Source organism: Mycobacterium vicinigordonae, from assembly GCF_013466425.1.
Lineage (GTDB): Bacteria > Actinomycetota > Actinomycetes > Mycobacteriales > Mycobacteriaceae > Mycobacterium > Mycobacterium vicinigordonae.
In genome coordinates, this window is sequence record NZ_CP059165.1 from 2,727,340 (window position 1) to 2,752,644 (window position 25,305).

At 63.7% G+C, this 25,305-nt stretch carries 7 protein-coding genes; 2 read left to right on the top strand and 5 right to left on the bottom strand.

Features of this window, described 5'->3' with window-relative positions:
• Positions 1-133: 133 nt before the first annotated feature.
• Positions 134-1,885 (top strand): AMP-binding protein, encoded by a 1,752-nt coding sequence (locus tag H0P51_RS12585; protein WP_180918370.1) that lies wholly within the window; start codon positions 134-136, stop codon positions 1,883-1,885.
• A 37-nt stretch (positions 1,886-1,922) separates the two neighbouring features.
• On the opposite strand, the gene H0P51_RS12590 is transcribed toward H0P51_RS12585, so the two are convergent.
• The 4 genes from H0P51_RS12590 to pks2 form a co-directional block, all read right to left on the bottom strand.
• Positions 1,923-5,411 (bottom strand): MMPL/RND family transporter, encoded by a 3,489-nt coding sequence (locus H0P51_RS12590; RefSeq protein ID WP_180918371.1) that lies wholly within the window; start codon positions 5,409-5,411, stop codon positions 1,923-1,925.
• Positions 5,412-5,528: 117 nt separating this feature from the next.
• On the bottom strand, positions 5,529-6,800 hold the full coding sequence (locus tag H0P51_RS12595) for a glycosyltransferase (RefSeq protein WP_180918372.1): 1,272 nt from the start codon (positions 6,798-6,800) through the stop codon (positions 5,529-5,531).
• A gap of 58 nt (positions 6,801-6,858) precedes the next feature.
• Entirely contained in the window at positions 6,859-8,151 is a 1,293-nt protein-coding gene (locus H0P51_RS12600) for a condensation domain-containing protein (protein ID WP_246398598.1), read from the bottom strand.
• Between the two features lie 211 nt (positions 8,152-8,362).
• Positions 8,363-14,599, bottom strand: coding sequence for a sulfolipid-1 biosynthesis phthioceranic/hydroxyphthioceranic acid synthase (gene pks2, locus H0P51_RS12605; protein ID WP_246398793.1), 6,237 nt, complete (start codon positions 14,597-14,599; stop codon positions 8,363-8,365).
• 1,131 nt (positions 14,600-15,730) lie between these two features.
• Between pks2 and H0P51_RS28940 the strand changes: the two genes are divergently transcribed.
• A complete protein-coding gene (locus H0P51_RS28940) occupies positions 15,731-23,839 on the top strand; it encodes a type I polyketide synthase (RefSeq protein ID WP_180918375.1) in 8,109 nt (2,702 codons plus the stop codon).
• 11 nt (positions 23,840-23,850) lie between these two features.
• On the opposite strand, the gene H0P51_RS12615 is transcribed toward H0P51_RS28940, so the two are convergent.
• The gene (locus H0P51_RS12615; protein ID WP_281374044.1) at positions 23,851-25,296 is read right to left on the bottom strand and encodes a condensation domain-containing protein; all 1,446 of its coding nucleotides are present in this window, start codon (positions 25,294-25,296) and stop codon (positions 23,851-23,853) included.
• Between the last annotated feature and the right edge of the window lie 9 nt (positions 25,297-25,305).

Here is a 25,305-nt window from a genome sequence, read left to right on the forward strand (position 1 = left end):
CGGCGCCGGGTTACGGCGCGATCAGACCGCCGGCATCACGGTCAGACCCGCCGATGATCCTTCGAAAGATTGGTACGACCGTACCTTGACGGTTCCTGCCGCAAACTCATCCGGCACCGGTAACCTGATCTGCGTGGTTGAGTCCTCCCTTACAGCAGTGCTGCGCGAGCGCGCGAGCTTGCAGCCCAACGAGACGGCATTTACCTACATTGACTATGAACAAGATTGGAACGGGGTTCTCATCACCCTCACCTGGTCGCAGCTGCACAAGCGGGCGTCCAACCTCGGTGAACAGCTGAAAGCTCATGGCTCAGTAGGCGACCGGGCGCTCATTCTTGCGCCGCAAGGACTCGATTACATCGTGGGTTTCCTTGGTGCGTTGCAAGCCGGCCTCATCGCGGTTCCGCTATCGGTGCCCTACGGCGGTGCCCACGACGAGCGGACCGTTTCGGTTCTGCAGGACACATCGCCCGCTGTGATTCTCACCACGTCGTCTGTATTGGCCAACGTCCGCGAGGTGGTCGAGGCTAACGCTGGATCGGCTTCGGCGACAATCGTGGAAGTTGACCAACTGGACCTTGATTCGCGGCAACGACCGCAGGGGCCAAGGTCTCGGGCCGCCCAGAGCGACCGTCCCGATTTCCTGTATTTGCAGTACACCTCGGGGTCTACCCGTACCCCGGCCGGCGTAATGGTCTCCAATGCGAACGTTTTCGCCAATTTCGGGCAGGTCATGGGCGACTTCTTCGTGGAGCACGGTGGCGTCGCCCCGCCGGGTCTAACCGCGGTTTCGTGGTTACCTCTCTACCACGACATGGGCCTGCTACTGGGCATCATTATGCCGATCCTGGCGGGCGTCCCGACCGTACTCACCAGCCCGGTAGGCTTCTTGCAGCGCCCGTCCAGGTGGTTGCGGCTGCTCGGGGAATACGGTTGCACCATTTCCGCTGGCCCGAACTTCGCCTTCGAATTGGCGGTGCGCAAGTCGCCCAACGAGGACCTGGAAGGACTCGACCTCAGCGGCGTGCACACCATTCTCAACGGCAGCGAGCGCGTTCAAGCCTCGACCCTAAAGAGATTCGCTGATCGCTTCGCTCCTTTCAACTTTCCGGCAAGAGCGCTGCGGCCCGCCTACGGAATGGCGGAAGCGACCGTGTACATCGCGACCCGTAAGGTCGGCGAGCCACCGGAGATCGGCCATTTCGACAAAGAAAAGCTGCCCGCCGGCGAAGCTGTCCGGTGTGAAATCGGTTCTGGCACACCATTAGTCAGTTATGGCGCCCCGCAATCGATGCACGTTCGCGTCGTCGACGCGGACACCGGCCGTGAATGCCCGGCGGGCGGCGTCGGCGAAATCTGGGTTCATGGCGACAACGTGGCATCCGGTTACTGGCAAAAGCCTGAAGAAAGCCAAACTTCCTTCGCGGCAAAGATTGTCGATCCCACACCGTCGACACCGGAAGGCCCATGGTTGCGAACCGGCGACTCCGGGTTCTACTCCGACGGCGAGCTTTTCATCATCGGCCGTATCAAAGACCTGCTAATCGTCTACGGACGCAACCATTCTCCCGACGACATCGAAGCAACAATCCAGGAGATCACCGCCGGCCGTTGCGCGGCCATCGCCGTTCCCGACAAAGGTATCGAGAAGCTCGTCGCGATTATCGAGCTCAAGAAGCGTGATGACAGCGCTGAAGCCACGGACAAACTGCGTTTGGTCAAACGCGAAGTCACATCAGCCATTTCGAAGTCACACGGACTCAAGGTCGCGGACCTGGTGCTGGTGTCGCCGGGCTCGATCCCAATCACGACAAGTGGCAAGATTCGGCGGTCGCAGTGCGTCGAACTGTACCAGCAGGACGAGTTCGCCAGGTTAGACGCGTAGCACGGCGCGGCTGACTGTCAGGGCGACGTCGTCGCGCTCACTCGGCGCCGAGGTTTTCCTGGGCGCCGCTGTTCACCGCCGCTGTGACGACCGGACGGTGGGCGATGACGCTGTAACCGAATAGCGGCAGGGAATGGCCGAGGTATTCGTCGTCTTGCTTCTTTTTCTTCTTCTTACCGTTGGCGGCACGCACGGGGGTCGTGCTTCTACCCGCCCGTTGGAGATCAGCAGTCACTTGGGTGGGCAATCCACTCAGGTCAAACAGCGGAAGCGCATGTCTCGGTTCGGCATGGCCTCTGGCGGCTGGGCTCGGCTTGCGCGAAGCGGAACGCTTCCGTGCGTTAGCGGCCGCCTCCGCGCGGGTCCGGGGCCTCGGCGGGGGCTTGCGCTTCGCGGGGTCCGGCATAAGTTTGAACCTGACCAACTGATCGGTGATCATAGCCAGCTTCTTCTTCCGGGAGCGCGTGATGGCCTCCGCTTCCGCCGTCGGCTTGCCGAGACTGGAAGGCCACCAGTTCTTTTGACCGAGCAGTGCCGCGATGGCCGGCACCGTGATGGTGCGAACCAAGAACGTGTCGATCAGAATTCCGACCCCGATGATAAAGCCGGCCTCTGCCATAGTGCTGATACTGGCAGTCAGCAGCCCGAACATCGAAGCGGCGAAGATCAGACCCGCCGAGGTGATCACTCCGCCGGTGGAGCCCACGGTGCGGATAACGCCGATGCGCACGCCATGCGGGGACTCGTCACGTATTCGCGAGATGAGCAGCATGTTGTAATCCGCGCCGACCGCGACGAGCAAAATGAACGAGAGCCCGGGCAGGCTCCAGTGCAATTCCTTGCCGAGCACGAACTGGAATAACAGCACGCCTATGCCGATAGCGGACAAATAGGAGAGCAGTACCGTGCCGATCAGGTATAGCGGGGCGACGACGGCGCGCAAGAGGAGAACCAAGATTAAGAACACGATGATGATCGTCGCGAAGATGATGAATCCGATGTCGCCGTTGTAGTAATCACGGGTGTCGCGTAGTCCGGTTGGGACTCCCGCTACCGCGAATTTGGCATCAGACAACTCGGTGTTCGGCGTCGCTTCTCGCGCGGCTTTCTCGATCTCGTTGATCTGGTCCATCGCGGCGGTGCTGAACGGGTTGAGCCCGCTTTGGATGAAGTAGCGCGCGGCGTGGCCGTCCGGCGAGATAAAGATCTGTGCGCCCTTCTTATACTCTTCCCGGGTCGTGATCGCCGCGGGAAGGTTGAATCCCGCCATCGAGGGTTTGGTTGCGTCATGTCGCATGCCGAGAAGGAATGTTGACGCCTCATTGAGGCCGCTGCCCAATCTGCGTGTCTGATCCACCAGTTCTTTGACGCCGCCCGCCAGTGCCCGGCTGCCTTCGGCGAGGGCGTTTGAACCTTGCTGCGCCTGGCTCATGGTGGACTGCAGGGTCTTGATCGTCTTCAAGGCACCAGAGGCTTGGCTCAGCGTCTGCTGGATTTTGGCCAGCGTCTGGCCGATAGTTTGCGCCTGCTGCACGGCTTGCAGATTGCGGGCCAATGCTTTGATCGAGACGAGTGTTCCGTTGTCGTCTGCGGCCACCATGGCTGCCAGCCCGGCGCGGGAGTTGACGCAGGCCGGATCGATATTGCAATCCGGATTGTTGTTGAGCACTCGCAGCATCGGACCGGCCCACGCAGCGATATTCTCCGCATTTGCCGTTGAGGCATTGAGGCTGTCGCTGAGATTTTTCATCTGACCGGTGAGTCGCGCGCCCTGATCGAGCGCGCTAATGGCCCGGTCGCCGCCCACCATTTGCTCAAGCGCGGTCAGTGCCGCAACCGTTCCGCTCAGGCTGGACACGGCGCCGGTGACTTGGTCGCGGAGCATGGCGAGAGCATCCGCCAGCTGGTTTGCCCCGCCCACCAGCCGGTCAAGGTCGCCGCCATGATTCTCGATTTGGCCCGATGCCTCATCGAGTTTGCCACCGACCTCGCCTGCCTGCCAGGACAGCTTCATCTGTTCCAGGGGATCACCGTTGGGGCGGGTCAAACCGCGCACCATCGTGATATCCGGTACCTGGCTCACCCGGGCGGCCACCTGCTCCAGGTCCGCCAATGCTGCCGGCTTCCGCAGGTCATGTGACGACTGGATGAACAAGACCATCGGCGTCATCGAGTTCATCGGGAAGTGACGATTCATGGCCTCGTACCCACGAGAGCTGTCCACGTCGTCCGGCAGTGACTTGAGGTCGTCGTAGTTGTAGCGGACGGCCGCCATGCAGCTGGCAAGTCCGATGAGCACCACCAGGCTGGCAGCCAAGTGAATGCGCGGCCGGCGCACGATGCGAATGCCTGAGATTCGCCAAATCCGCGACGTCAGGTCGCGCCGTGGCTTAATCCAACCGCGGCGGCCGGTCAATACGAGAACGGCGGGCAAAAATGTGACGGCAGCGAGTAGCGACACCACGATGGAGATCGAGATTGCCGGCCCCACTGAAGAGAACACTTCGAGTTTGGTGAACACCATCGCCAGGAACGTGACCGCGACGGTGGCAGCGGATGCGGCGATCACCTTGCCGATCGACATCAAGGCCTTCTTGACCGCTGTGTCGGAGTCGTCGCCGTGTCGCAGGTAGTCGTGGTAACGGCTGATCAAGAAGACGGCATAGTCCGTCCCGGCGCCCATCATCACCGCGGTCATGAACACGATGACCTGCAGATTGGTCGCCAATCCTAATTCGGCCGCACCGGACAGCACACCTTGCGCGGTGGCCACCGAAATGCCGATCGTCGCCAGCGGCACGAACATCGTGACGATGTTGCGGTAGATCACGATCAAGATGATCAGCACACTGAGGACAGTGGCAATCTCGATGAAATGGACATCCTCCTGGCCGATTTCGGTGACGTCGGAGATGGTTGCCAGGGGTCCACTGAAGAATGGGGTGACATCGGTTCCCGCGAGCGTTTGTTTGACGATCGCGGCGACACGCTTATAGGTCGCCAGTGTGGCGGGGTCGTTCTGATCGCCGGGAACATTGACCGGCAGGATGAGGGCCTTACCATCCTTGGCGACCAGAAGCTTGCGCATCTCCGGGTCTTCTAGCGCATTCTGAACCGACATCTTGTCCTGAGTGTCTTCGTTCAGTTTTGCGATCAGTTTCCGGTAGAGGCCCTCGTCCTCCGGTGACATGCCCTTTTCGTTGGTCAGCACGACCATCAGAAGCGCAGTGGGCAGTGCCGGAGCAGCGGCCGCACCGCCCCCTTCGTCTTTCTTGTCGTCCGGTGGCGCGCTCCAGGCCTTGGCCATTTCCCTGCCGACGACCATGGTCGGGGCGTCATCGGGGAAGGGATTCGGGGGATGTTTGCCGGCTTGGACTTGCAGTGGTGGGAAGGCGAGAGCGAGGACCGCCGCTACCGCAATCCAGGAGGCGATGACCAGCACGGGATAGCGGATGACGAAGTCGCCGAGGCGGTCGTAGATTCCCCCAACCTTGGCCGCCTCACCGGAACCGGCAGTGCTCGACACTTTTCTGAGCCTACAAGTCGAACTCGGCGGTCGCCGGGTAATCAGATGTCACCCGAAATCGTGATACCAGTGTTACATCCAGTGGATCGCGCCTCGTCGGGGCGGTGCGGCTAGCCGTCACTGTAGTTGCCCCGACCCGCGTGCCGGTATTGTCGCGCTCCTCTGGCCGACTTTCTTCTCGATCAGGTCCACGGCCTTTTGTACGCTGACCGCTGACGGCGTCATTCTGCTCGCGATCTCTCGCGTGCGCTCTAGGTATTTCGGTTCGAGTATCGCGCGCAAATCCTTGAGCAACGATTTCTTGGTCACACCGGCGAATCGCCTCGACTTGCCGACCTTTAGCTTCATGACTTGAAATGCCCAGAGCGGTTGCTCGGCGCTGATCCACAGAACCAGCGTAGGGACGCCTGCCTTCATTCCCGCGGCCAACGTGCCAGGTCCTCCGTGATGGACAACCGCGCGACAGGATGGGAACACGGCCGCATGGTTGACCTCAGGGACTACCTTGACGTTGTCCGGTACCCGAACGTCGCCGTAATCAGTCACGCCACCGCAGATTAATGCTCGGGTGCCCAACTCGGCACAGACCTCGCTAATCATCGCGACCGTCGCTGCCGGGCTTTCCACCCGCATACTGCCGAAACCGAAGTAAATCGGCGCTGGCCCGGCCGCAATCCAAGAAGCGACCTCGTCGTCGGTGGACGTCGGCAATTCAAGAGTCAACGCTCCGACAAATGGACGCTGACCGGCCCACTCTTCCTTGAGCCCAGGAAAGAAGACGTCGTCATAACCCTGAATCTCCAAGGACCCGCGCTGCACGATCCGCTTCGCCGACGAAACGTTGGTCGTGGGCATACCCAATGCGCGACGTTGCGCATTCTCGGGGCCTTTCGTCATCAACCAATACACCCCGTAGATGGCGCGCATCCCGGTACGGGTGAGTGGCGGCGGCACCAATGGAAAAAGGTGACCGTGCACCCGTTGCGGGAAGTAGTGCAGCGCAGCCAGCGGGATATCGAGATACTCGGCAACGTTGGCGGGCACACCCTGATAGGTCTGGCCCGAGACGATGATGTCGGCACCCTCTGCCAGCGAAACCAACGTGGTGCCCATCTCGGCCCATCCGCGAGTGAGGTACTCGGCGCCCGGGCGCAAAACCCCCAACGGATTCCGGACCCGCCAAAAGCTCCGGAAGATCTCTTCCTCGAGCTGCGCGTGTGAATCCGGGCCGTAGGCAACGGCTTTGAGCCCGGCCGACTCAACGAAGCTGACGAGATTCGGTGGTACCGCCATTTGCACTTCGTGACCACGACGCTGCAGCTCTGCGCCAACGGCGGCACAAGGCTCGACGTCGCCGCGGGTGCCATGGACGGCGAGAACAGCTTTCATTGCCGGTTTTCAACTCCGTTAAGTTTCGTCGCGTGGCGACCTTGAGCTATGCGCTGGGCTATTGCGCCACGCGCACCGGGATGCTGCTCGACAAGCTGCCGGCAACAACCCGCTGGAACACCGATCGCAGGAGTTCGGTAAACCGCGTCACCGACTCCCGGGCAACCGGGTTGTTGGGGTAGGACACCATGATCGAGACCTCGTCGAAGAGCCGGAACACCGTCGAGTACATGTACGCCGGGCTGCGGCCGTCGGTGAACGCCGTGGCATTCACACCGTCCAGCGCGGTGGCGACAATCCCGGAGAGGGGCGGAAGCCCCGCGTCCATGTAGCTCATCATCGTGAATTGGGGTCCGGGCTTGCGCAGCCACGGCGCCAACTCCAAGACGCGGTCGAACGGAACTTCCTTCACGCCTATGTTGGCATCGAACGATTCCTGGGCGGCACGAGCCGTTTCCGCAAAGGAGTTCGGGTCGATGGGAACGATGAACGGCACGATTCCGGTAAACCACCCGACCGTCATGAATTCCGCGGGGGTCTTCCGCTTGTCGGTAGGGGTAAGCCCGTAATAGGTCAGTTCACCGGTCAATTCGTAGTGTGCCAGCGCGGCACAGGCGAACAGTCCACCGCTGAACCGCGCGCCGGCCTCCCGGCACATCTCCTCGAACTTCGCGGTCTCCTCCGCGGCCAACAACTGCTGCACGCGCACGTCCCCGCCGCATGGAATCGACTGGTCGCCCAGCGGCAACGGGAAGTCGGGCAGCGTACCCCCATTGGCTTCCGCGACCTCGATCCAAGTGCGCACCTCCGGTGACTCCAAGGTCATGGAAGCAATCGTTTCGCTTTCGCGAATGCAGAAGTCGTCGTAACTCGCCGCGGGTGGCATGGCCATCGGAGCCCTACCCTCGACCAGCGCGTTGTAGTTCATCACCAGCTCTACGTACAAGCCGGAGATCAGCATCGGGTCGCAGTGGAGGTGATCTACGACTGCGTACAGCGCGAAGCGGTCCTCGTACTGAATGATGCCGTACCGAAAGCAATCCCACTGCAACGGATCCGGGGTCGCCATCACGTGGTTTTCCCACTCGGGCTGCGTCATCGGACCGTGTTCTTTAGCGACGAACTGGATCTCGCGCGGGTTCTTCAACGTGTGCCGGATGATGTTGTCCGGGTCCTTGAATTCGAACCAGCTGTGGTACGTGCCGTGCCGACGGAGGTGCGTGTTGATCACGTACGTCATGGCGCGAATGTCGCATCGGCCAGGAACTTCCCACGAGCCCATGATCGCCCGGGAGTAGTCCAGACCCTTGTCCCGGAACTCGACGAAACCGCGAAGATGACCCTTCTGCATCGAGCTAGCGGGCACAGGTGTAGCCGGCGCCTGTCGTGCCTTGGCGACAGAGCCAGGAGTCGGTTCCCACGTTATGACAGTCCCCGAACCCGGGTCCCAGTCGTATGCGTTGCCAACTCGCAGGCTGTCGTGCTCAGACCCTCCACCTATGAACACGGTTTCCTCCTATGCTAAAAGTCCTACAGGACAAGTCATTTCGCTGCAGATCAGGTCACGCCGGCGCGCCTTCCTTGGGTGCCATTTTCTCCACGAGGTGATCTGCAAGTCCGCGAACCGTCGTGATGTCAGCGGAGGTGATACGCACGCCGGTTTGCGCCTCAATGTGCGTGCGCAATTCGAGGTTGCCCAGCGAGTCCAGCCCATACTCGGACAGCGGGTGGTCTGGATCAATGTTTCGGCGCAGGATCAATCCAATTTGCTCGGACAGCAGACGCCGCAGCCGGCCAGGCCATTCGTCGACCGGCAGCTCGGACAACTCCGACCGCAGTTTGCTTGAGCCAGAACGCTTGTCGCCGGCGGTCTTGAACATCTCCAGGAATTTGCTCCGCGCCGCGAACGACTCGATCCACGGTGTTCCGATGAGGGGGCTGTAGCCGGAGTAAGCCCGATCGTGCCGCAGCAGAGCCTCGAACGCGTACGCACCCTCGTCGGGAGCGATCGCCGAGCCGGTGCCTTCTGCGAAGTCCGCGCCGCGGCCGATCTCGCCCCATGCGCCCCATGCGATTGAGGTGGCAGGCAACCCCTGAGAGCGACGCCAGTGGGTGAAGGCATCCAGCCAGCTGTTCGCGGCGGCATACGCGCCCTGGCCGGGTGAACCCAACAAGGCGGCTGCCGATGAGAACGAGCAGAACCAATCCAGTTCTGCCGAGGCAGAGGCCTTGTGCAGGTTCCAGGCGCCGTACACCTTCGGAGCCCAGTCGCGCTCGATGAGCTCGTCGGTGATGTTGGTCAACACAGCGTCCTCCACCACGGCAGCCCCGTGCAGCACGCCACGCAGCGGAAGCCCGGTCGCGGTTGCCGTCGCCACCAACTGGTGGGCCGTCTCGATCTGAGCGATGTCGCCGCACTGGACGACCACGTCGGACCCGATTGAACGGATGAGTTCGATTGTCTCCAAAGCCTTTAACGTGGGCTGCGACCGAGAACTCAGCACGATTCGACCGGCACCGGCAGCGGCCATCTTCTCGGCCAGGAACAGTCCGAGGCCACCCAGGCCGCCGGTGATGATGTACGACCCGTCCCGGCGGAATACCGGTGCCTGTTCCGGGGGCAGGACCACACTGCTGCGTCCGCCACGCGGAATGTCGAGGATCAACTTGCCGGTGTGTTGTGCGCCGCTCATCACGCGGATCGCGGTGGCCGCTTCAGCGAGCGGGTAGTGCGTCGCTTCGGGCATCGGAAGCTTGCCTTCGGCGGTCAACCGGTACACCGTGCTCAGGATCTCGCTGACCTGCTGTGGGTGGCTCACCGACATCACACCAAGATCCACGCCCCAGAACGCCAGGTTGCGGCGGAATGGGAACAGGCCCAGCTTGGTGTCACCGTAAATGTCGCGCTTACCGATCTCGACAAAGCGCCCGCCCAAAGCCAGCAATTTCAGGCCGGCGAGTTGAGCGGCTCCGAAGACGGAGTTGAGCACGATGTCCACGCCGTAGCCGTCGGTGTCCTGGCGGATCTGTTCGGCGAAGTCGGCCGTACGTGAGTCATACACATGCTCGATGCCCATGTCGCGCAACAACTGTCGACGCTGTTCGCTGCCCGCGGTCGCGAAGATCTCGGCCCCGGCGGCCCGCGCGATCGCGATCGCGGCCTGTCCCACGCCGCCGGTGCCCGAGTGGATCAGCACCTTGTCGCCGGCCTTGATGCGGGCCAGGTCGTTCAGGCCGTACCAAGCGGTGGCATGGGCAGTGGTCACCGCCGCCGCCTGGGCGTCGGTCATGCCGTCGGGCAACGTGGTGGCCAACCGGGCGTCGCAGGTGACGAAGGTGGCCCAGCAGCCGAGAGGTGACATGCCGCCGACGTGGTCACCCACTTTGTGATTGGTGACTCCCTCTCCGACCGCCGTGACGACACCGGCGAAATCGGTTCCGAGCGCAGGCAGAATCCCGTCAAGGCTCTGGTAGCGGCCGAACGCATTCAGGACATCGGCGAAGTTGATGCTCGACGCTGAAACCGCGACCTCGATCTGTCCGGGGCCAGGTGGCACCCGGTCGAATGCGGCGAACTCCATCGTCTGCAGGTCACCGGGTGTGCGGATCTGCATCCGAACACCGCCGGTTTCGTGCGCCGCGATGGTGGTCTTGCGCTCCTCGGGGCGCAGTGGCGAGGGGCATAGCCGAGCGGTGTACCACTCGTTGTCGCGCCACGCTGTCTCGTCCTCGTCGGTTCCGGCCAGCAGCAGCTGACGGACTAGCTGCTCGGCGTCGGTCTGCTCGTCGATGTCGATGTGGGTGGTGTGCAGGTGCGGGTGCTCGGCGCCCACGACCCGCAGAACCCCACGCAGTCCACCCTGTTCCACGTTCGGCGCATCACCGGTCAGCACCAGCTGCGCACCCCGTGTGACGACACACAGCCGCGGCGCCTCACCCTGGACCTCCGCCAGCTCGGCGGCGATGCGGATCAGGTGCCGGACGGCGTTTCCGCCGCGGCGAGGCGAATCATCATCCGGGTCGCCCGTGGGTGACCCGGTGAGAACTACCACCCCGGTGAAGCCACCGCGGTCAAGTTGGTTGCGCAGCTGCTGGGCCATCGCCGAATGGTCGCCGTCTTCGTGCCAGGCCAGCGTCGTCGATTCCGCGTCATGCAGTTTCATCGCGTCGGTCAGGGTGGTGGCCAACAGATCGGCCGTGTCAGCGGTGCTGACGACCAGCCACGTTCCGGCGTCCGCGGTCGCCACCTCGGGCAGTTGGCGGTGTTGCCACTCGACGGTGAGTAGCCGCTCGCCCAACAGGCGCGCCCGCTCTCCACTGGCGGAGACTCCGGTGCCCATCTCGAGTCCACGAACGGTAAGGACGACCGCGCCCTGCTTGTCCAACAGGTCGAGGTCGGCTTCGACGGCTCCGCCGGTCGCCGCGGTCACCCGGGAGTAGCAGTACCGGGCCGTGTGGACGGGTCCATAAGTCCGGAGTTCACGAACTCCCAGCGGCAACAGCAAACCGCCGAGGCTGGCGATTGCGACGCTCGGGTGCGCGGCCACCGACTGGAAGCATGCGTCGAGCAGTGCCGGATGGACGTCGTAGTTGGTTTGCTGCGTACGGATGACACTCGGCAACGCGATCTCCGCGAGGACCGAGGTGCCGGTCTCCTCGGCCGTGTGGGCAACTGCCAAACCGGTGAATGCGGGTCCGTACTGAATTCCGCAGAGGTCCATGGCATCCCGCAGGTCCGTCCCCTGAACCTGGCTCGGGTGCGCGGCCCTCAGCGCATCGAGGTCCTGCGGGTCCGGTTGGTTGTCGCCGTCTACCGCCTGCAACACCGCCGAGGCGCGGCGCACGGGGACCCCGTCCTCGTTCGTCTCGACGACGAAGGTGAGTGCGTCGGGCACATCCGCGGTCGCGGTCAGGGTGACCTGGGTTTCGTCGTCGAGAAGCAACATCTGCTCGAAGCGGATGTCGCGCACCCCGGCTGCTTGGCCGAAGACCTCGCGGGCCGCGGCCAACGCCATCTCGCAGTAGGCCGCACCCGGCAGGGTCGCCGTGCCGTGTACCTGGTGGTCGCCCAGCCACGGCAACGCATCGGTACCGATCTCGCCCTGCCACACGTGGCGCTCGGGCTCTTCCGGCAGGCGCACGTGTTGACCCATCAGCGGGTGCACGACGACGCTGGAACTCAGGGCGCGGGAGCTGTGGCCGTCGCGGCTGAGCATGAGCGTGCGGTGGGTCCAGGCTGGCAGCGGGGCGTCGACCAGGTGGCCGTGGGGGTAGATCACCGAGAAATCGACGGTGGCGCCGGTGCTAAACAAGTCGCCGGCAAAACTGCGTAGTCCAGCGGGAAGAGGTTGCTCGCGACGCATCGCGGCCAGTGCCGCGGCCGTCATGTCGAGGCTTCGCGCGGTCTGGTCCACCGCGTGGGTCAGCAGCGGGTGCGGCGACAGTTCGCCGAACACGCGGTAGCCGTCCTCCAGCGCGGCCTGCACCGCGGCCGAGAAACGCACTGTGTGGCGCAGATTGTCCACCCAGTAGTTGGCATCGCAGTACGGCTCCTCGCGCGGGTCGAACGAGGTTGCCGAGTAGTAAGGAATCTCGGGGGTCAATGGCTCGATCTCGGCCAGCACGTCGTACAGCTCATCCAGAATCGGGTCGACCTGCGGCGAGTGCGACGCGACGTCGACAGCCACTTCGCGGGCCATCACGTCGCGACCCTCCCAGGCTGCGACCATTTCGCGAACGCTGTTCGTCGCGCCACCAATCACAGTGGATTGGGGCGAGGCGACCACTGCGACAACCGCGTCATTGATACCGCGGGCCATCAATTCCGAGAGCACCTGCTGAGCCGGCAGCTCCACCGATGCCATCGCCCCCGAGCCGGCGATGTTGGTCATCAGCCGGGAACGGCGGCAGATCACGCGTGTCCCGTCTTGCAGTGACAGCGCGCCAGCGGTGACGGCCGCGGCGCACTCACCCATCGAGTGGCCGATGACCGCGGCCGGTTGCACGCCGTAGGACTTCATCGTTGCCGCAAGCGCGACCTGCATCGCGAACAGCGTCGGCTGCACACGGTCGATCCCCGCCACCTTCTCGGGCGCTGTCATCGCTTCGGTGACCGAAAAGCCGGACTCCGCGGCGATCAGGGGTTCGATCTCGGCGATGGTCGCCGCGAAGACGGGCTCATTAGCCAGCAGGTCCGCTCCCATCGCAGCCCACTGCGACCCTTGCCCGGAGAACACCCAGACCGGACCGCGTTCCTCCTGACCCACGACCTCGGGGTACAGGGCGTCGCCGTCGGCAACCTCACGAAGGGCCGCCACCAGAGCCGAAGTGTTGCTCCCTAACACCGTCGTGCGCACCGACCGGTGCCCGCGACGGCGCGCCAGGGTGTAGGCGAGATCCCGCGCACTGAACTCCGACGCGTGCGTCTCGACCCAATCTGCCAGGCGCGACGCGGTGTGCCGCAGTCCTTCTGCCGACGACGACGACAGCGGAATAAGCAATGTGTCGTCGCTGCTCGGGCTGGCGGCCACCCCGTTGGGGCACGGCGGTTCGGGCGCCTGCTCGACGATCGCGTGCACGTTGGTGCCGGATATACCCCACGCCGACACCGCCGCACGCCGCGGGCCGTCACCCTGCAACGGCCATTCCAGGTTTTCGACCGGCAGGAAGAGCCCGGTCTCGATCTTGGCGAGGTTCTCCGGGAGGGACTCGAAGTGCAGGTTCTTCGGGACGACGCCGTGCTGAACGGCGAGTACCGCTTTCATCAACCCCAGGGTCCCGGCGGCAGCCTGGGTGTGGCCGAAGTTTGTCTTCGATGCGCCGACGGCGCACTTGTTACCGACGGCGTACACCTCTGACAGGCTGGTGTATTCAATCGGGTCACCGACCGGAGTGCCGGTGCCATGTGCTTCGACCATGCCGATGCTGGCGGGTTCAACGCCCGCCGCCTGCAGGGCCTGGCGGTACAGGGCGGCTTGCGCATCGCCGGACGGCATGGCGATATTCACGGTGTGGCCGTCCTGGTTGGCGGCGGTGCTACGGATAACACCCAGAATGCGGTCGCCATCGCGCTGGGCATCCGAGAGCCGCTTCAACAACACCACAGCGCAGCCCTCGCCGGAAACGAAACCGTCTGCTTTGGCGTCGAATGCGTGGCAATGTCCGGTGGCCGACAGCATGCCGCCCGCCGAGGCCGAAGCTGACCTGCGTGGTTCCAGCATCACGTTCACGCCGCCCGCAAAGGTCATGTCGCACTCGCCGCTCTGCAGACTGCGGCAGGCCTGGTGGACCGCGAACAGTCCGGACGAGCAAGCGGTGTCGATCGTGGACGCGGGCCCGTGCAGGCCCAGCGCATACGAGATGCGGCCAGAAGCCATGCTGAAGATGGTGCCGGGGTTTCCGTACGGTCCGTCGAAGGCGTCCGAGGCAATCTGCACGAACTGGTAGTCGCCGTAGTTCAGCCCGACGAAGACGCCGGTCTGCTTGGCGATGGTGTCTTTGGTCAGGCCGGCATGCTCCATGGCTTCCCACGCGGTCTCCATCAGCAGTCGCTGCTGCGGGTCCATCGCGATGGCTTCTTTTTCGCTGATCCCGAAGAAGTCGGGATCGAAGTCGCCGACGTCATCGAGGAAAGAGCCCCACTTGCACACCGATCGACCGGGTACGCCGGGCTCGGGGTCGTAGTAGTAGTCAGCGTCCCAGCGGTCGGGGGGAATCTCTGTGACCAAGTCATCGCCGCGCAGCAACGCGTCCCACAGCAACTCAGGGGAGTTGATGCCCCCCGGCATCCGGCAAGCCATCCCAATGACAGCAACCGGAGTGACGCCCGCGCTATCCACCAACCCTCACCTTTCTGCCTATCTCCAAGTTCCTATCACCGCCGCACCCTCTTATCAGGGCTTTTAGGAATTTCGCTGGGCTGTGATGGGTGCTGCAACCTTGCAGCACCGCAACCAGTGACCCATCGACCCCCGTAGCGAAGCGGCCTCTCGAACTTGATGCGTTCAAAGCGTAACTGCTCCACTGCGCACGTGTGGAAAAATCGTGCGAACGTACAAAAATTTAACAGCGGACCGGGCTCGCGACTTCTGGCCCGTTGGACCCGAAACGAGACGTCGACAGAGCATTTGGGGCACTGCACCTGCCCCCGCGGCGGCCCACCTGGGAAGCCACTCACGTTGTGCGGCAGAGTAGTACACGATTGACCAGGACCTGGGTGGTGTCGGCGTAGCGCGCGAGGGCCGCGATACCGGTGGAAGGTGGGCACGGGAGCACGCCTGTGATTTAAAACACATTGTAATAAGGAGAGCTCTTAACCTCGAGTTTGCTAAGGCTCAAACGAGCGACCGACTCACCCGGCCCGCGAGGGGCCAGGAATGCGGCCGGTCAGCACCACACTGTTGCACCTGGTTTCGGATATTAGGCGTTGTTGCAACAGCGCGTGCAGGAATGGGAAATTTTTATCAAACTAGCCCCAATGGATCGTATGTGCGCCCCGGCGGCTGCCGGGGCCGTGTGTTCTTGTCCGTTCTAGTCCGTCCGAGTCCGTCCGAGTCCTCCGCTGCGACTCCGGGGCATGCGGCACTCCGCGACCTCCGACTCCACGTAGTGCGGGAAAGCAGATTGGGCGATGTCGTCGGGCCGGCTGGCAAGTTGCGCGTGGTTGCGGCTGGGACGGTGGCCGCCCACCGATTTCTGGACTGACGCAATTGATTACGTTGGCAGTCGTGATGAATCAATCCGCCGCCGGGTGTGTTTGCGTCTGATTTCTTTGCACGACACCGGCTTTCGCCTGCAATGTCGGTATTCTGCCGGGCTGCGTCACATGGCACGAGGGTAGCGGCGACGTGGCCGAGGCCCCTTAATTAGGGACAGAATCTAGATCAAAGCTTTGCTCACGCGGGTACGGCCATCGCGGTATCGTCGAGCCCGTGCTTGAGGCGTCCATCCCCGCAGTGCTGCATAAATGTGCCGGTCAGCGGCCCAATGAGACCGCGTTCACCTTCATTGATTACGAGCAGGACCCGGCAGGTGTGGCGCAAAGCCTGACGTGGTCGCAGGTGTACCGGCGGACGCTGAACGTCGCTGAGAAGCTCAAGCAGTGCGGGTCCCCAGGCGATCGAGCCGTGGTGTTGGCGCCGCAGGGCCTCGACTACGTCATCGCTTTTCTGGGCGCGATGGAGGCGGGTCAGATTGCCGTCCCGTTGTCAGCTCCGCAAGGCGGCGCCAGTGACGAACGAGCTAGTGCGGTCCTGCTTGACGCGGCACCGACGTCGATTCTCACCACCTCTGCTGTGGCTGGCAGCGTCGCCGAGTGCATCGAACCGGGCCAGTCGGCGCCGTCACTGATCGAACTTGACCTGCTAGATCTCGATGCCGAGATTGCACCCGCTAGCGACACAATTGATCTGCCAGAAATTGCGTATCTGCAATACACCTCCGGCTCGACCCGCACACCGGCGGGCGTTGAGATCTCGCATAAGAACATGCTGGTCAACATCGAACAGATCTTGTCCAGTTATTTCCGCGACGAAGGCGGAGTCGCTCCGCCGGACACCACTGTGGTGTCGTGGCTGCCGCTGTTCCACGACATGGGTTTGATTGTGGGCATTGGTATTCCGCTCGTCGTCGGGTGTCCCGCAGTGCTCGCGAGCCCGCCGGCCTTCCTGCAGCGCCCGGCGCGATGGATGCAGTTGGTGGCCTCGGCTACTCGGCCGTTTACGGCAGGCCCGAATATTGCTTTCGAATTGGCGGCCGCGAAAACGTCCGACGACGACCTGGCCGGCCTGGACCTCGGGCACGTCCGCAACATCCTCAATGGGGCCGAACGGGTCCAACCAGCGACGCTTGAGCGCTTTGCTAAGAGATTCGCGCGTTTCAATCTCGACCCCAAAGCGTTGCGGCCTTCCTATGGCCTCGCGGAAGCCACCGTGTACGTGGCGACGCGCGAGCAGGCCGAACCGCCAGAGGTTGTGTATTTCGACTCTGCGGCACTGACCGCCGGCCACGCGACGTCCTGCCCGACCGGGGAGGGCACACCGCTGGTCAGTTACGGTACGCCGCGGTCGCCGATCGTGCGCATCGTCGATCCCGAGACCAGGATCGAGTGCCCGGCCGGGACGGTCGGGGAGATCTGGACGCACGGTGACAACGTCTCGACCGGCTATTGGCAGAAACCCGAAGAGTCAGAACGCACGTTCGGCGCTGCGCTCGTGGACCCCTCCGCCGGAACACCGACCGGCCCCTGGCTGCGAACCGGTGATCTAGGCTTCTTGTACGACGACGAGTTGTTCATCATCGGTCGCATCAAAGATCTCCTGATTGTCTACGGCCGCAACCACTCTCCCGATGACATCGAAGCGACCATCCAGGAGATCAGCGCGGGCCGATGCGTAGCGATCTCGGTGCCCGACGATGCAGGCACCGAGAAGCTGGTGGCCATCGTCGAACTCAAGGTGCGTGCCGACTCCGAAGAGGCCGCGACACAGAAGATCACCGGCGTAAAGCGCAAACTCACCTCGGCGATCGCCAAGGCGCACGGCTTGAGTGTGGCGGATCTGGTCCTGGTGGGTCCGCACTCGATCCCGCTGACCACCAGCGGCAAGGTCAGGCGCAGAGAGTGTCTGCAGCGGTATCAGCACGACGAATTCACTCGCATAGATGCGCACCTTTCCCGTCCGCCGCAGCGCGCGGCTCAGGAAACCGATGCGCGCGAGGACGCGAATTCAGGCTTGGCCCAACGGCTGCGCGCGCTCCGCAAGCAACAGCACGACCTCCTGGTGGGGGTGGTCTGTGCGCAGGCCGCCGCGGTCTTGGGCCTAGCGAGTCCAGATGACATCGACCCCGAGGGCGCATTTCAGGACCTGGGCTTTGACTCGGTGAAGGCCACCGAGTTGCTGGACCGACTCAAATCCGCCACCGAGCTGGAACTCGCGCCCACGTTGGCCTTCGACTATCCGACGCCGGCGGCACTCGGAGACTATCTGGGAGAGCTACTAAGCGGGTCGGTCGCCAAGGCTCCGGCGGTGGTTTCGCGGGAGGTGGTCAACGAGCCAGTGGCTGTGGTCGGAATGGCCTGTCGGTTTCCGGGCGGAGTCGATTCGGCGGCGGCGCTGTGGGATCTGGTGGCCGCCGGCACCGATGCAATGGGCGGCTTCCCGACCGACCGGGGCTGGAATCTGAGCGAACTGTTCGACGACGACCCCGATGCGGTGGGCAAGACGTATACCCGTGTGGGCGGATTTCTGGCCGGGGCAGGTGGGTTCGACACCGAGTTTTTCGGGATCTCGCCGCGGGAGGCCCAAGCCATGGATCCGCAGCAGCGGTTGCTGTTGGAGGTGTGCTGGGAAGCGCTGGAAACCGCCCGAATTGACCCGGTCACGTTGGGCCGTTCGCAGACCGGCGTGTTCGTCGGCGCCTGGTCACAGCGCTACGGCGCGGACGGCAGTGACGGCGCCGAGGGATACGCCATGACCGGGCAGTCCACCAGCGTGGTGTCCGGGCGAGTCGCTTACGCGCTGGGATTGCAGGGCCCGGCCATCACCGTGGATACCGCGTGCTCGTCGTCGTTGGTGGCCACGCATCTTGCGTGTCAATCGCTGCGCAACGGAGAGAGCAGCCTGGCGCTGGCGGGTGGGGTCACCGTAATGACCACTCCGATGGTGTTCACCGAGTTCGCCCGGCAGCGTGGTCTGGCCCTCGATGGACGCTGCAAAGCGTTCGCGGCCGGCGCCGATGGAACCGGCTGGGGCGAGGGGGCAGCGGTGCTGGTGCTAGAGCGGCTCAGCGACGCCCAGCGCAACAATCACCCAGTGCTGGCGGTGATTGCGGGATCCGCGATCAACCAGGACGGTCCGTCCAATGGTCTGACTGCCCCTAACGGACCCGCCCAGCAAAGCGTGATCCGTCAGGCGGGCGTCAACGCCGGTGTCGGGCTTAACGAGGTCGACGTCGTGGAGGCGCACGGTACCGGAACGACGCTGGGCGATCCGATCGAAGCCGGGGCCCTGCTCGCGACCTACGGGGCGCACCGGGATGCCGATCAGCCGCTGTGGCTGGGGTCGGTCAAGTCCAACATCGGCCACACCCAGGCAGCCGCGGGCGCCGCCGGCCTGATCAAGATGGTCGAGGCGGTCAACCACGACTTCTTGCCTCCGACAATGCATGTCGACGAACCCAGTCCATACATCGACTGGTCGGCCGGGTCGGTCCGTTTGCTCACCGAGTCGGTGCCGTGGCCGGATACCGGTCGCCCGCGCACCGCGGCGGTTTCATCGTTCGGGATCAGCGGCACCAACGCGCACATTATCGTCCAACAGTCGCCTGTCTCGCCGGAGACGTCCGCCGGCCCCGCGGCGGCGTCATCGGTATTGGACCCGCTGCTGGTGTGGCCGGTGTCCGCGCGCAGTCCTCAGGCACTGGCCGCCCAGGCGCACCGGCTGCGCGAGTATCTGGGCAGCCATCCCGAACTTGGACTGGCTGACGTGGCCTACAGCCTGGCTAGCACCCGGACCCAACACCCATATCGGGCCACTATCGCCTCTTACCGGGGGAGCGCGGATCCCCGTCAGGATCTGCTCTCCGGCCTGGAGGCGTTGACCGTCGGCCTGCCGCACCCCCGATTGGCGAAACATCACAATCCTGCACATCAGCTGGGCGCCGAGACGGTTTTCGTCTTCCCGGGCCAGGGCGCTCAGTACCCGGGCATGGGATTGGACCTTTACGAACAGCTGCCCGTCTTCGCGCGCAGCCTCGACAGGTGCGACGCTGCATTGCGTCCTTTCACCGGCTGGTCGGTGATCGACGTCCTGCGGCAGGATCCCGCGGCGCCGTCATTGGAGCGCGTCGACGTGGTCCAGCCCGTCTTGTTCGCGATCATGGTCTCGCTCGCGGAATCGTTGGCCGCGTACGGGATCGTCGCCGATGCGGTGATCGGACACTCGCAGGGTGAGATTGCTGCCGCCTACGTCGCCGGGGCACTTTCGCTTGCCGATGCCGCCAAGATTGCCGCGCTGCGTAGCCAGGCGCTGACCGTGCTATCGGGCAGCGGGGGAATGGCCTCGATTGTGCTGCCGGCCGAGGAAGTACGCCCGCGGTTGCAATCTTGGGACGGTGCGCTGAGCATCGCCGCGGTCAACGGGCCGTCGCACACGATTGTCAGCGGAGATCGCGCCGCGCTCGAGCAACTCACCGAGCTCTGCACACGTGACAACATCCAAATACGGCCTATCGCAGTCGATTACGCATCCCACGGTAGTCAGGTACAGCGGCTGCGTGACCAGCTCGTGGCTGACCTGGCTGGGTTGACCGCGCAGCCCGCACGTATTCCGCTGTACTCGACCGTGGAAAGCATGCTCTCGGATCAGCCGCTCGACACCACCGTCATGAACGCCGACTACTGGTATCGCAATCTGCGTGAACCAGTCCGGTTCCACGACAACGTCATTCATCTATTGGACCGCCGAGAACACCTCTTCGTGGAGATCTCGCCGCACCCGGTATTGGCGGCGGCAATCACCGACACGCTGGGCGGAACCGCTGATCGGCCCGGCTCGGCGGTACTCACCCCGCTGCACCGAGACCGTCCCGACCTGGAAACGTTGGCCACCACGCTGGGCCAGCTGCACAACCATGGGCATTCGCCGATGTGGCGGAATCTATACCCCGACGCCCAAACAGTTGCGCTGCCCACCTACGCCTTTCAGCACCGGATCTACTGGGCGACGCCCACGCCTACCACCTCCGCCGTGAGCGATGCTGCCGACGACGCACTCTGGAAGGCCGTCGACAATGACGGGGTCGACGCATTCGCCCAGTTACTGGAACTGGACGGCACGCAGGACGAGGCAGCGTTGGGAGATGTTGTCCGCGCCTTGCGGCGGTGGCACTACGATACCGGTGCGCGAACGGCGGCAGACAAACTCAGGTACCGAGTCGATTGGCGAGCCGTCACCCCGAACACCTTCGGTCTGACCCGTCGTCGCTGGGTGGTGCTGGCCTTCCCGGATCAGATCGAAGACGACTGGATCACCGGTTTGTCCGCAGGCTATCCAGATGCTGTTGACGTGCACACGGTTGACCGCAGCGCCGTCGGCAGAGAGTCGCTGGCCGCATTGCTGCGTACGGCGGCTGCACATTGCGACGGCGTTGTTTCGTTCCTGGCCGCCGGTGCGCAAGTGCATCCGGATCCATCGAGCATATCCGCCGGTTTGACCGCGACACTTCTCCTGGCCCAAGCGCATGGCGATGCCGGTCTCGGAATCCCGTTGTGGGTGATTACCCGTGGCGCGGTTTCGGTATCCACCGACGACGGTCCACCCAATCCGACCCAGTCCGCTGCTTGGGGACTGGGACAATCGGTTTGTCTTGAAGATCCAGACCAGTGGGGTGGTTTGATCGACCTTCCGCCCAAGTCGACACCGCGCGACCTCGAGTCCCTGTACGCGATCCTGAGCTGTCCGCAAAAAGAAGACCAACTTGCGATCCGGTCACACGGTATAAGTGCGCGCCGGCTGGTCCAAGCTCCGCTCCCGTCAAAACGACTGGCGCGAGGGGGCGGTTGGCAACCATCGGGAGCGGCCCTGGTCACCGGTGCGACAGGACGCCTAGGCAAGCATCTGATCGGCTGGCTTGCCGACGCTGGCGCCAACCCTCTGCTGTTGTTGAGTCGCAACGCGACAGCGGATCCACAACTGGCGGAACTGGAAGCGGAGCTCCAAGCACGTGGGGTGACCACCGCATCGGTATCCGTCGATGTGAGCGATCGGTCCGCTTTGGCCGACGCTCTGGCTGACCTGCGTAGCATCTACGGACCCATCGGCACCGTGGTGCACGCCGCGGCAGCCATCGGATGGAACTCCATCTCCGACACCACCGCTGAAGAACTGTCCGACAGTTGTGCGGCGAAGGTGGGTGGCGCCATCAACCTGGTGGAACTACTCGACGACGAACCGGAAACCTTCATCTTGTTCTCGTCAGCGGCAGCGACCTGGGGAGGTGCACAACAGGGCGCCTACGCTGCCGCGAACGCCGCGATCGATGCGCTAGCCGAGCGCCTGCGTTGCAACGGACGCAGGGCGGTGGCACCGGCGTATGGACTCTGGGCGGACGAAGCCAGCAACATGCCGGCCGAGGTTCTCGACTCCTTCCGGCGAATCGGGATCAACCCGATCCCACCCACGACCGCGCTGGCCGCACTGCGACAGGCCATCGAGGTAGACGACACATTGATCACCCTGGCTGATGTCAGCTGGGACCGATTCGTGCCCGCCCTGACCGCACGACGTTTACACCCGCTGCTGACCGAACTGGCGCCACGTGTGAACACCAGTGAAAGCAGTAGCGCGCTATCCAGCGGTGACGCCCACGGACTCAGGGAGAAGCTGGTCGGCCAGACGGCCGAAGAGCGACTCCAAACGCTGACCACCATTGTCGCGCGGGCCACCGCCACCGTGTTGGCTCACCCCGATCCGGTCAGCCTCGACACCGAGACCGCCTTCAAAGACCTTGGCATTGATTCGCTAACGGCCATGGAGCTGCGCAACACGCTGACCGCCCAAACCGGGCTGACCCTGCCGGCGAACCTGGTGTTCGAGCACCCCACTCCCGGCGTGCTCGCCAACCACCTGGCAAGCCAGCTTGCCTCCGTCGCCACGCCGACCATCCCAGCTGGTCAGCTCGCCACACGCGGGGCCGAGCCGGTGGACAACCTGCTCGCCTACCTCGATCAAGCGGCATTTCTTGCCACGCGAGCAGTTCACGGCGCACTGATTCAAGTTACGTGGATATACGACCGTGGCGCCGACATGGAGGGGCTGCGGCGGTTCCACCGCAACCTCGGATCCGGACCATTTGGCCGTACCGTCGAGCGCTCGCCGATACCGTTCGCGCGGGACCGTTGGGTGTTGGCTCCCAGATTGCCCGACCTCGAGATCGCGACGACGCCGCGCCGACGCGCCGACGTGAGCGCGTGGGCCGACGAGCGGGCACGCCTACCGATCGACCCCGAATGGGGACCCGGCTGGCATCTTGGAGTGCTGCCCCTGGAGGATGGCGGGACAGCCGTCAGTTTGGTGGTCTCTCACGCGGTCGTCGACGCGATCGGATTCGGCCAGGCGATCGCCGAAGCGGCCGAAGGCAAAACGCACGAGCTGAGGTACCCGCCCGCGCGGTCGCGCACCCGCAGACAGGCATTGCGTGAGGATTTGCGACAAACCGTCAAAGAACTGCCCGCTGTTGGCCACGCGTTGGCGGCCGTAGCTCGAAGGGCGCGACGAGACCGCAAACAGCTCACCTCCTCGATAAAAACCGCACCACCCGCGCGGAGAACCGCGGGCGTCGGGGATCAGGCGGTGGAGATGCCCGCCCTGACCGCGCGCATCGATTTGGCGGAATGGGATACCCGCGCGAAAAAACTTGGCGCAAGCGGCAACTCGCTTGTGGCAGGTGTCGCATGCAGACTTGCGGTACGGATGGGCCGCGTGACTGACGACGGGTCTGTCACGCTACGACTGGTCGCCAACCTACGGACCGACGGCGATACGCGTGGCAATGCCATCACCGCAGTCGATGTGGCCGTCGATCCCACACACGCAGCAACGGACCTGCGGGACGTCCATCACAGGATCACGCAAACAATCCTCGAAGCGATGGACGACGCAGACAACGAGTGGTTGGCGCCGCTGCCATTGACAGCCATGACGCCAAAGCGCGTGGCCAGGAGGCTGGCCGGAGTGGCAGCGGGTGGTCCGTCGCTACCCGTCACCGTCTCCAACATCGGCGACCTGCCGCCCGCGGTCAACCGACCCGACGGTACCGATGCCGACCATGCGCACATGAGACCGTTCGAACCCGGAATGAAGATGAGCACCCTCGAGCGCATGGGTGGGCAACTGCTGTTCGTCAGTGGCCGCGATCGCGGCCAGGTCTTCATCCGAATCTCCGCTTATCTACTTGGCCGGCCAAACACGAAAGAGGGCCTGCAGGAGGCGATCCTGAGTACATTCGCCGAATTCGGCCTGATTCCGGAGATCGACTGGTAATTCTCGATCGGCTAGCCAGGTATTTGCGACTGTAGCTGGCATTGCGGTGCCAGTGATCGGCCCTCGGCCGCGCGTACATACACCGATCGCATCGTTTCCAGATACCGAGCAACCGATTCGTAGGCGATCGGATTACTCGGGAATGAGGCGGTGATCGTGGTCTCCTCGTGGAATTTGTTGACCCACATGCAAACTCGCGATGCGATCCGGCCATCGCTGAAAGCCCGGGTGTTCGTCTGGCTCAGTTGCGTGGCAACCATCGCAGACAACGGCGGCACCCCGGCGTCTAGGAACGACAACATGGGAAAACCGGAGTGGGCCGGGGGAGGGCGCAGCCAGGGCGCAAGTTCCAGAACCCGCTCGAACGGCACCTTGGCGAGGTGGGTGTTGGCGTCGAACGCACTCTGGGCGCCACGGGCGGTCTCGCCGAACGTCGGGGCAACCGGAACTGCAAACGGAGCGTGGCCGATGAACCATCCCGTCGTCATGAAATCCGCGGGCGTGCTTCGGGTCCCGATCGGTGTGACCGCGTAATAGGTAGGCGCACCAGTCAATTCGTGCTCAGTGAGGGCCGTCGCGGCGAACACCCCGCCGCTGAAGCGAGCACCGGCAGCGCTACACGCGTCCTCGAATCGGGCTGTCTGACGGGCGTCCAGCAACCGTAGCGTCAGCAACTCACCCTTGGTGGACAGTGCGGTGTCGCCCAGTGGGAGCGGGAATTGGGGCAGTGCGCCGTCGTTGTGCTCAAAAAACTCGATCCACCCTTGTACCTCCGGGGATCGCAGCGTCAGCGCCGAGGTGTAGTCGCGCTCGCGTAGACAATAGTCGGCGTAGCTTCCCGCGGGTGGAAGTGCAAGCGGCCCTTCACCATCGATCAACTCGTTGTACATTGCCCGGATCTCCCAGAAGACGCCGCCGACGAACATCGGGTCGACGTGTAGGTGATCGACGCTGATGCAGACGGTGAAGTGATCGTCGCGCTGGATGATCGCGAACCGGAAACAGTCCCACTGCAGCGGGCTCGGCGTTTGCAATAAATGCTCCTGCCACTGGGCGGGCGACATCTGGCCGCGGTTGACCGCGGCGAGTTCGATGGAGGCAGGATCGCCGATGGTGTGCCGCACGATGGTCGCGGTGGGACCGGCCCCGACGAATTCGAACCAGCTACGGTACGTGTCGTGCCGACGCAGGTGGGCGTTGAAAACGTAGGTCAGCGCGCGAATGTCGCATTCACCGGGCATATCGAAGGCCATCACCAGCAACCGTGACATGTCCAACCCACGTGCTTGCCGTTCGCGGAAGCCCTTCAGATGCCGGGCCTGGACGTAGCTGGGAGGCACAGTGCTTTTCGGTGCTCGCCGCGCAGCTTGAATGGAAGCCGGTGTGGCACACCAGGTCCAGGAGACACCGGGAACAGGAATCCAGTCGGTGATTGTCCCCAGACCCAGATGGCCCACGACGACCAA

Coding starts and splice junctions, on each gene's coding strand:
- pks2 (WP_246398793.1), bottom strand. CDS start 14,599: ATGGCTTGCCGGATGCCGGGGGGCATCAACTCCCCTGAGTTGCTGTGG.
- H0P51_RS12600 (WP_246398598.1), bottom strand. CDS start 8,151: ATGCAGAAGGGTCATCTTCGCGGTTTCGTCGAGTTCCGGGACAAGGGT.
- H0P51_RS12595 (WP_180918372.1), bottom strand. CDS start 6,800: ATGAAAGCTGTTCTCGCCGTCCATGGCACCCGCGGCGACGTCGAGCCT.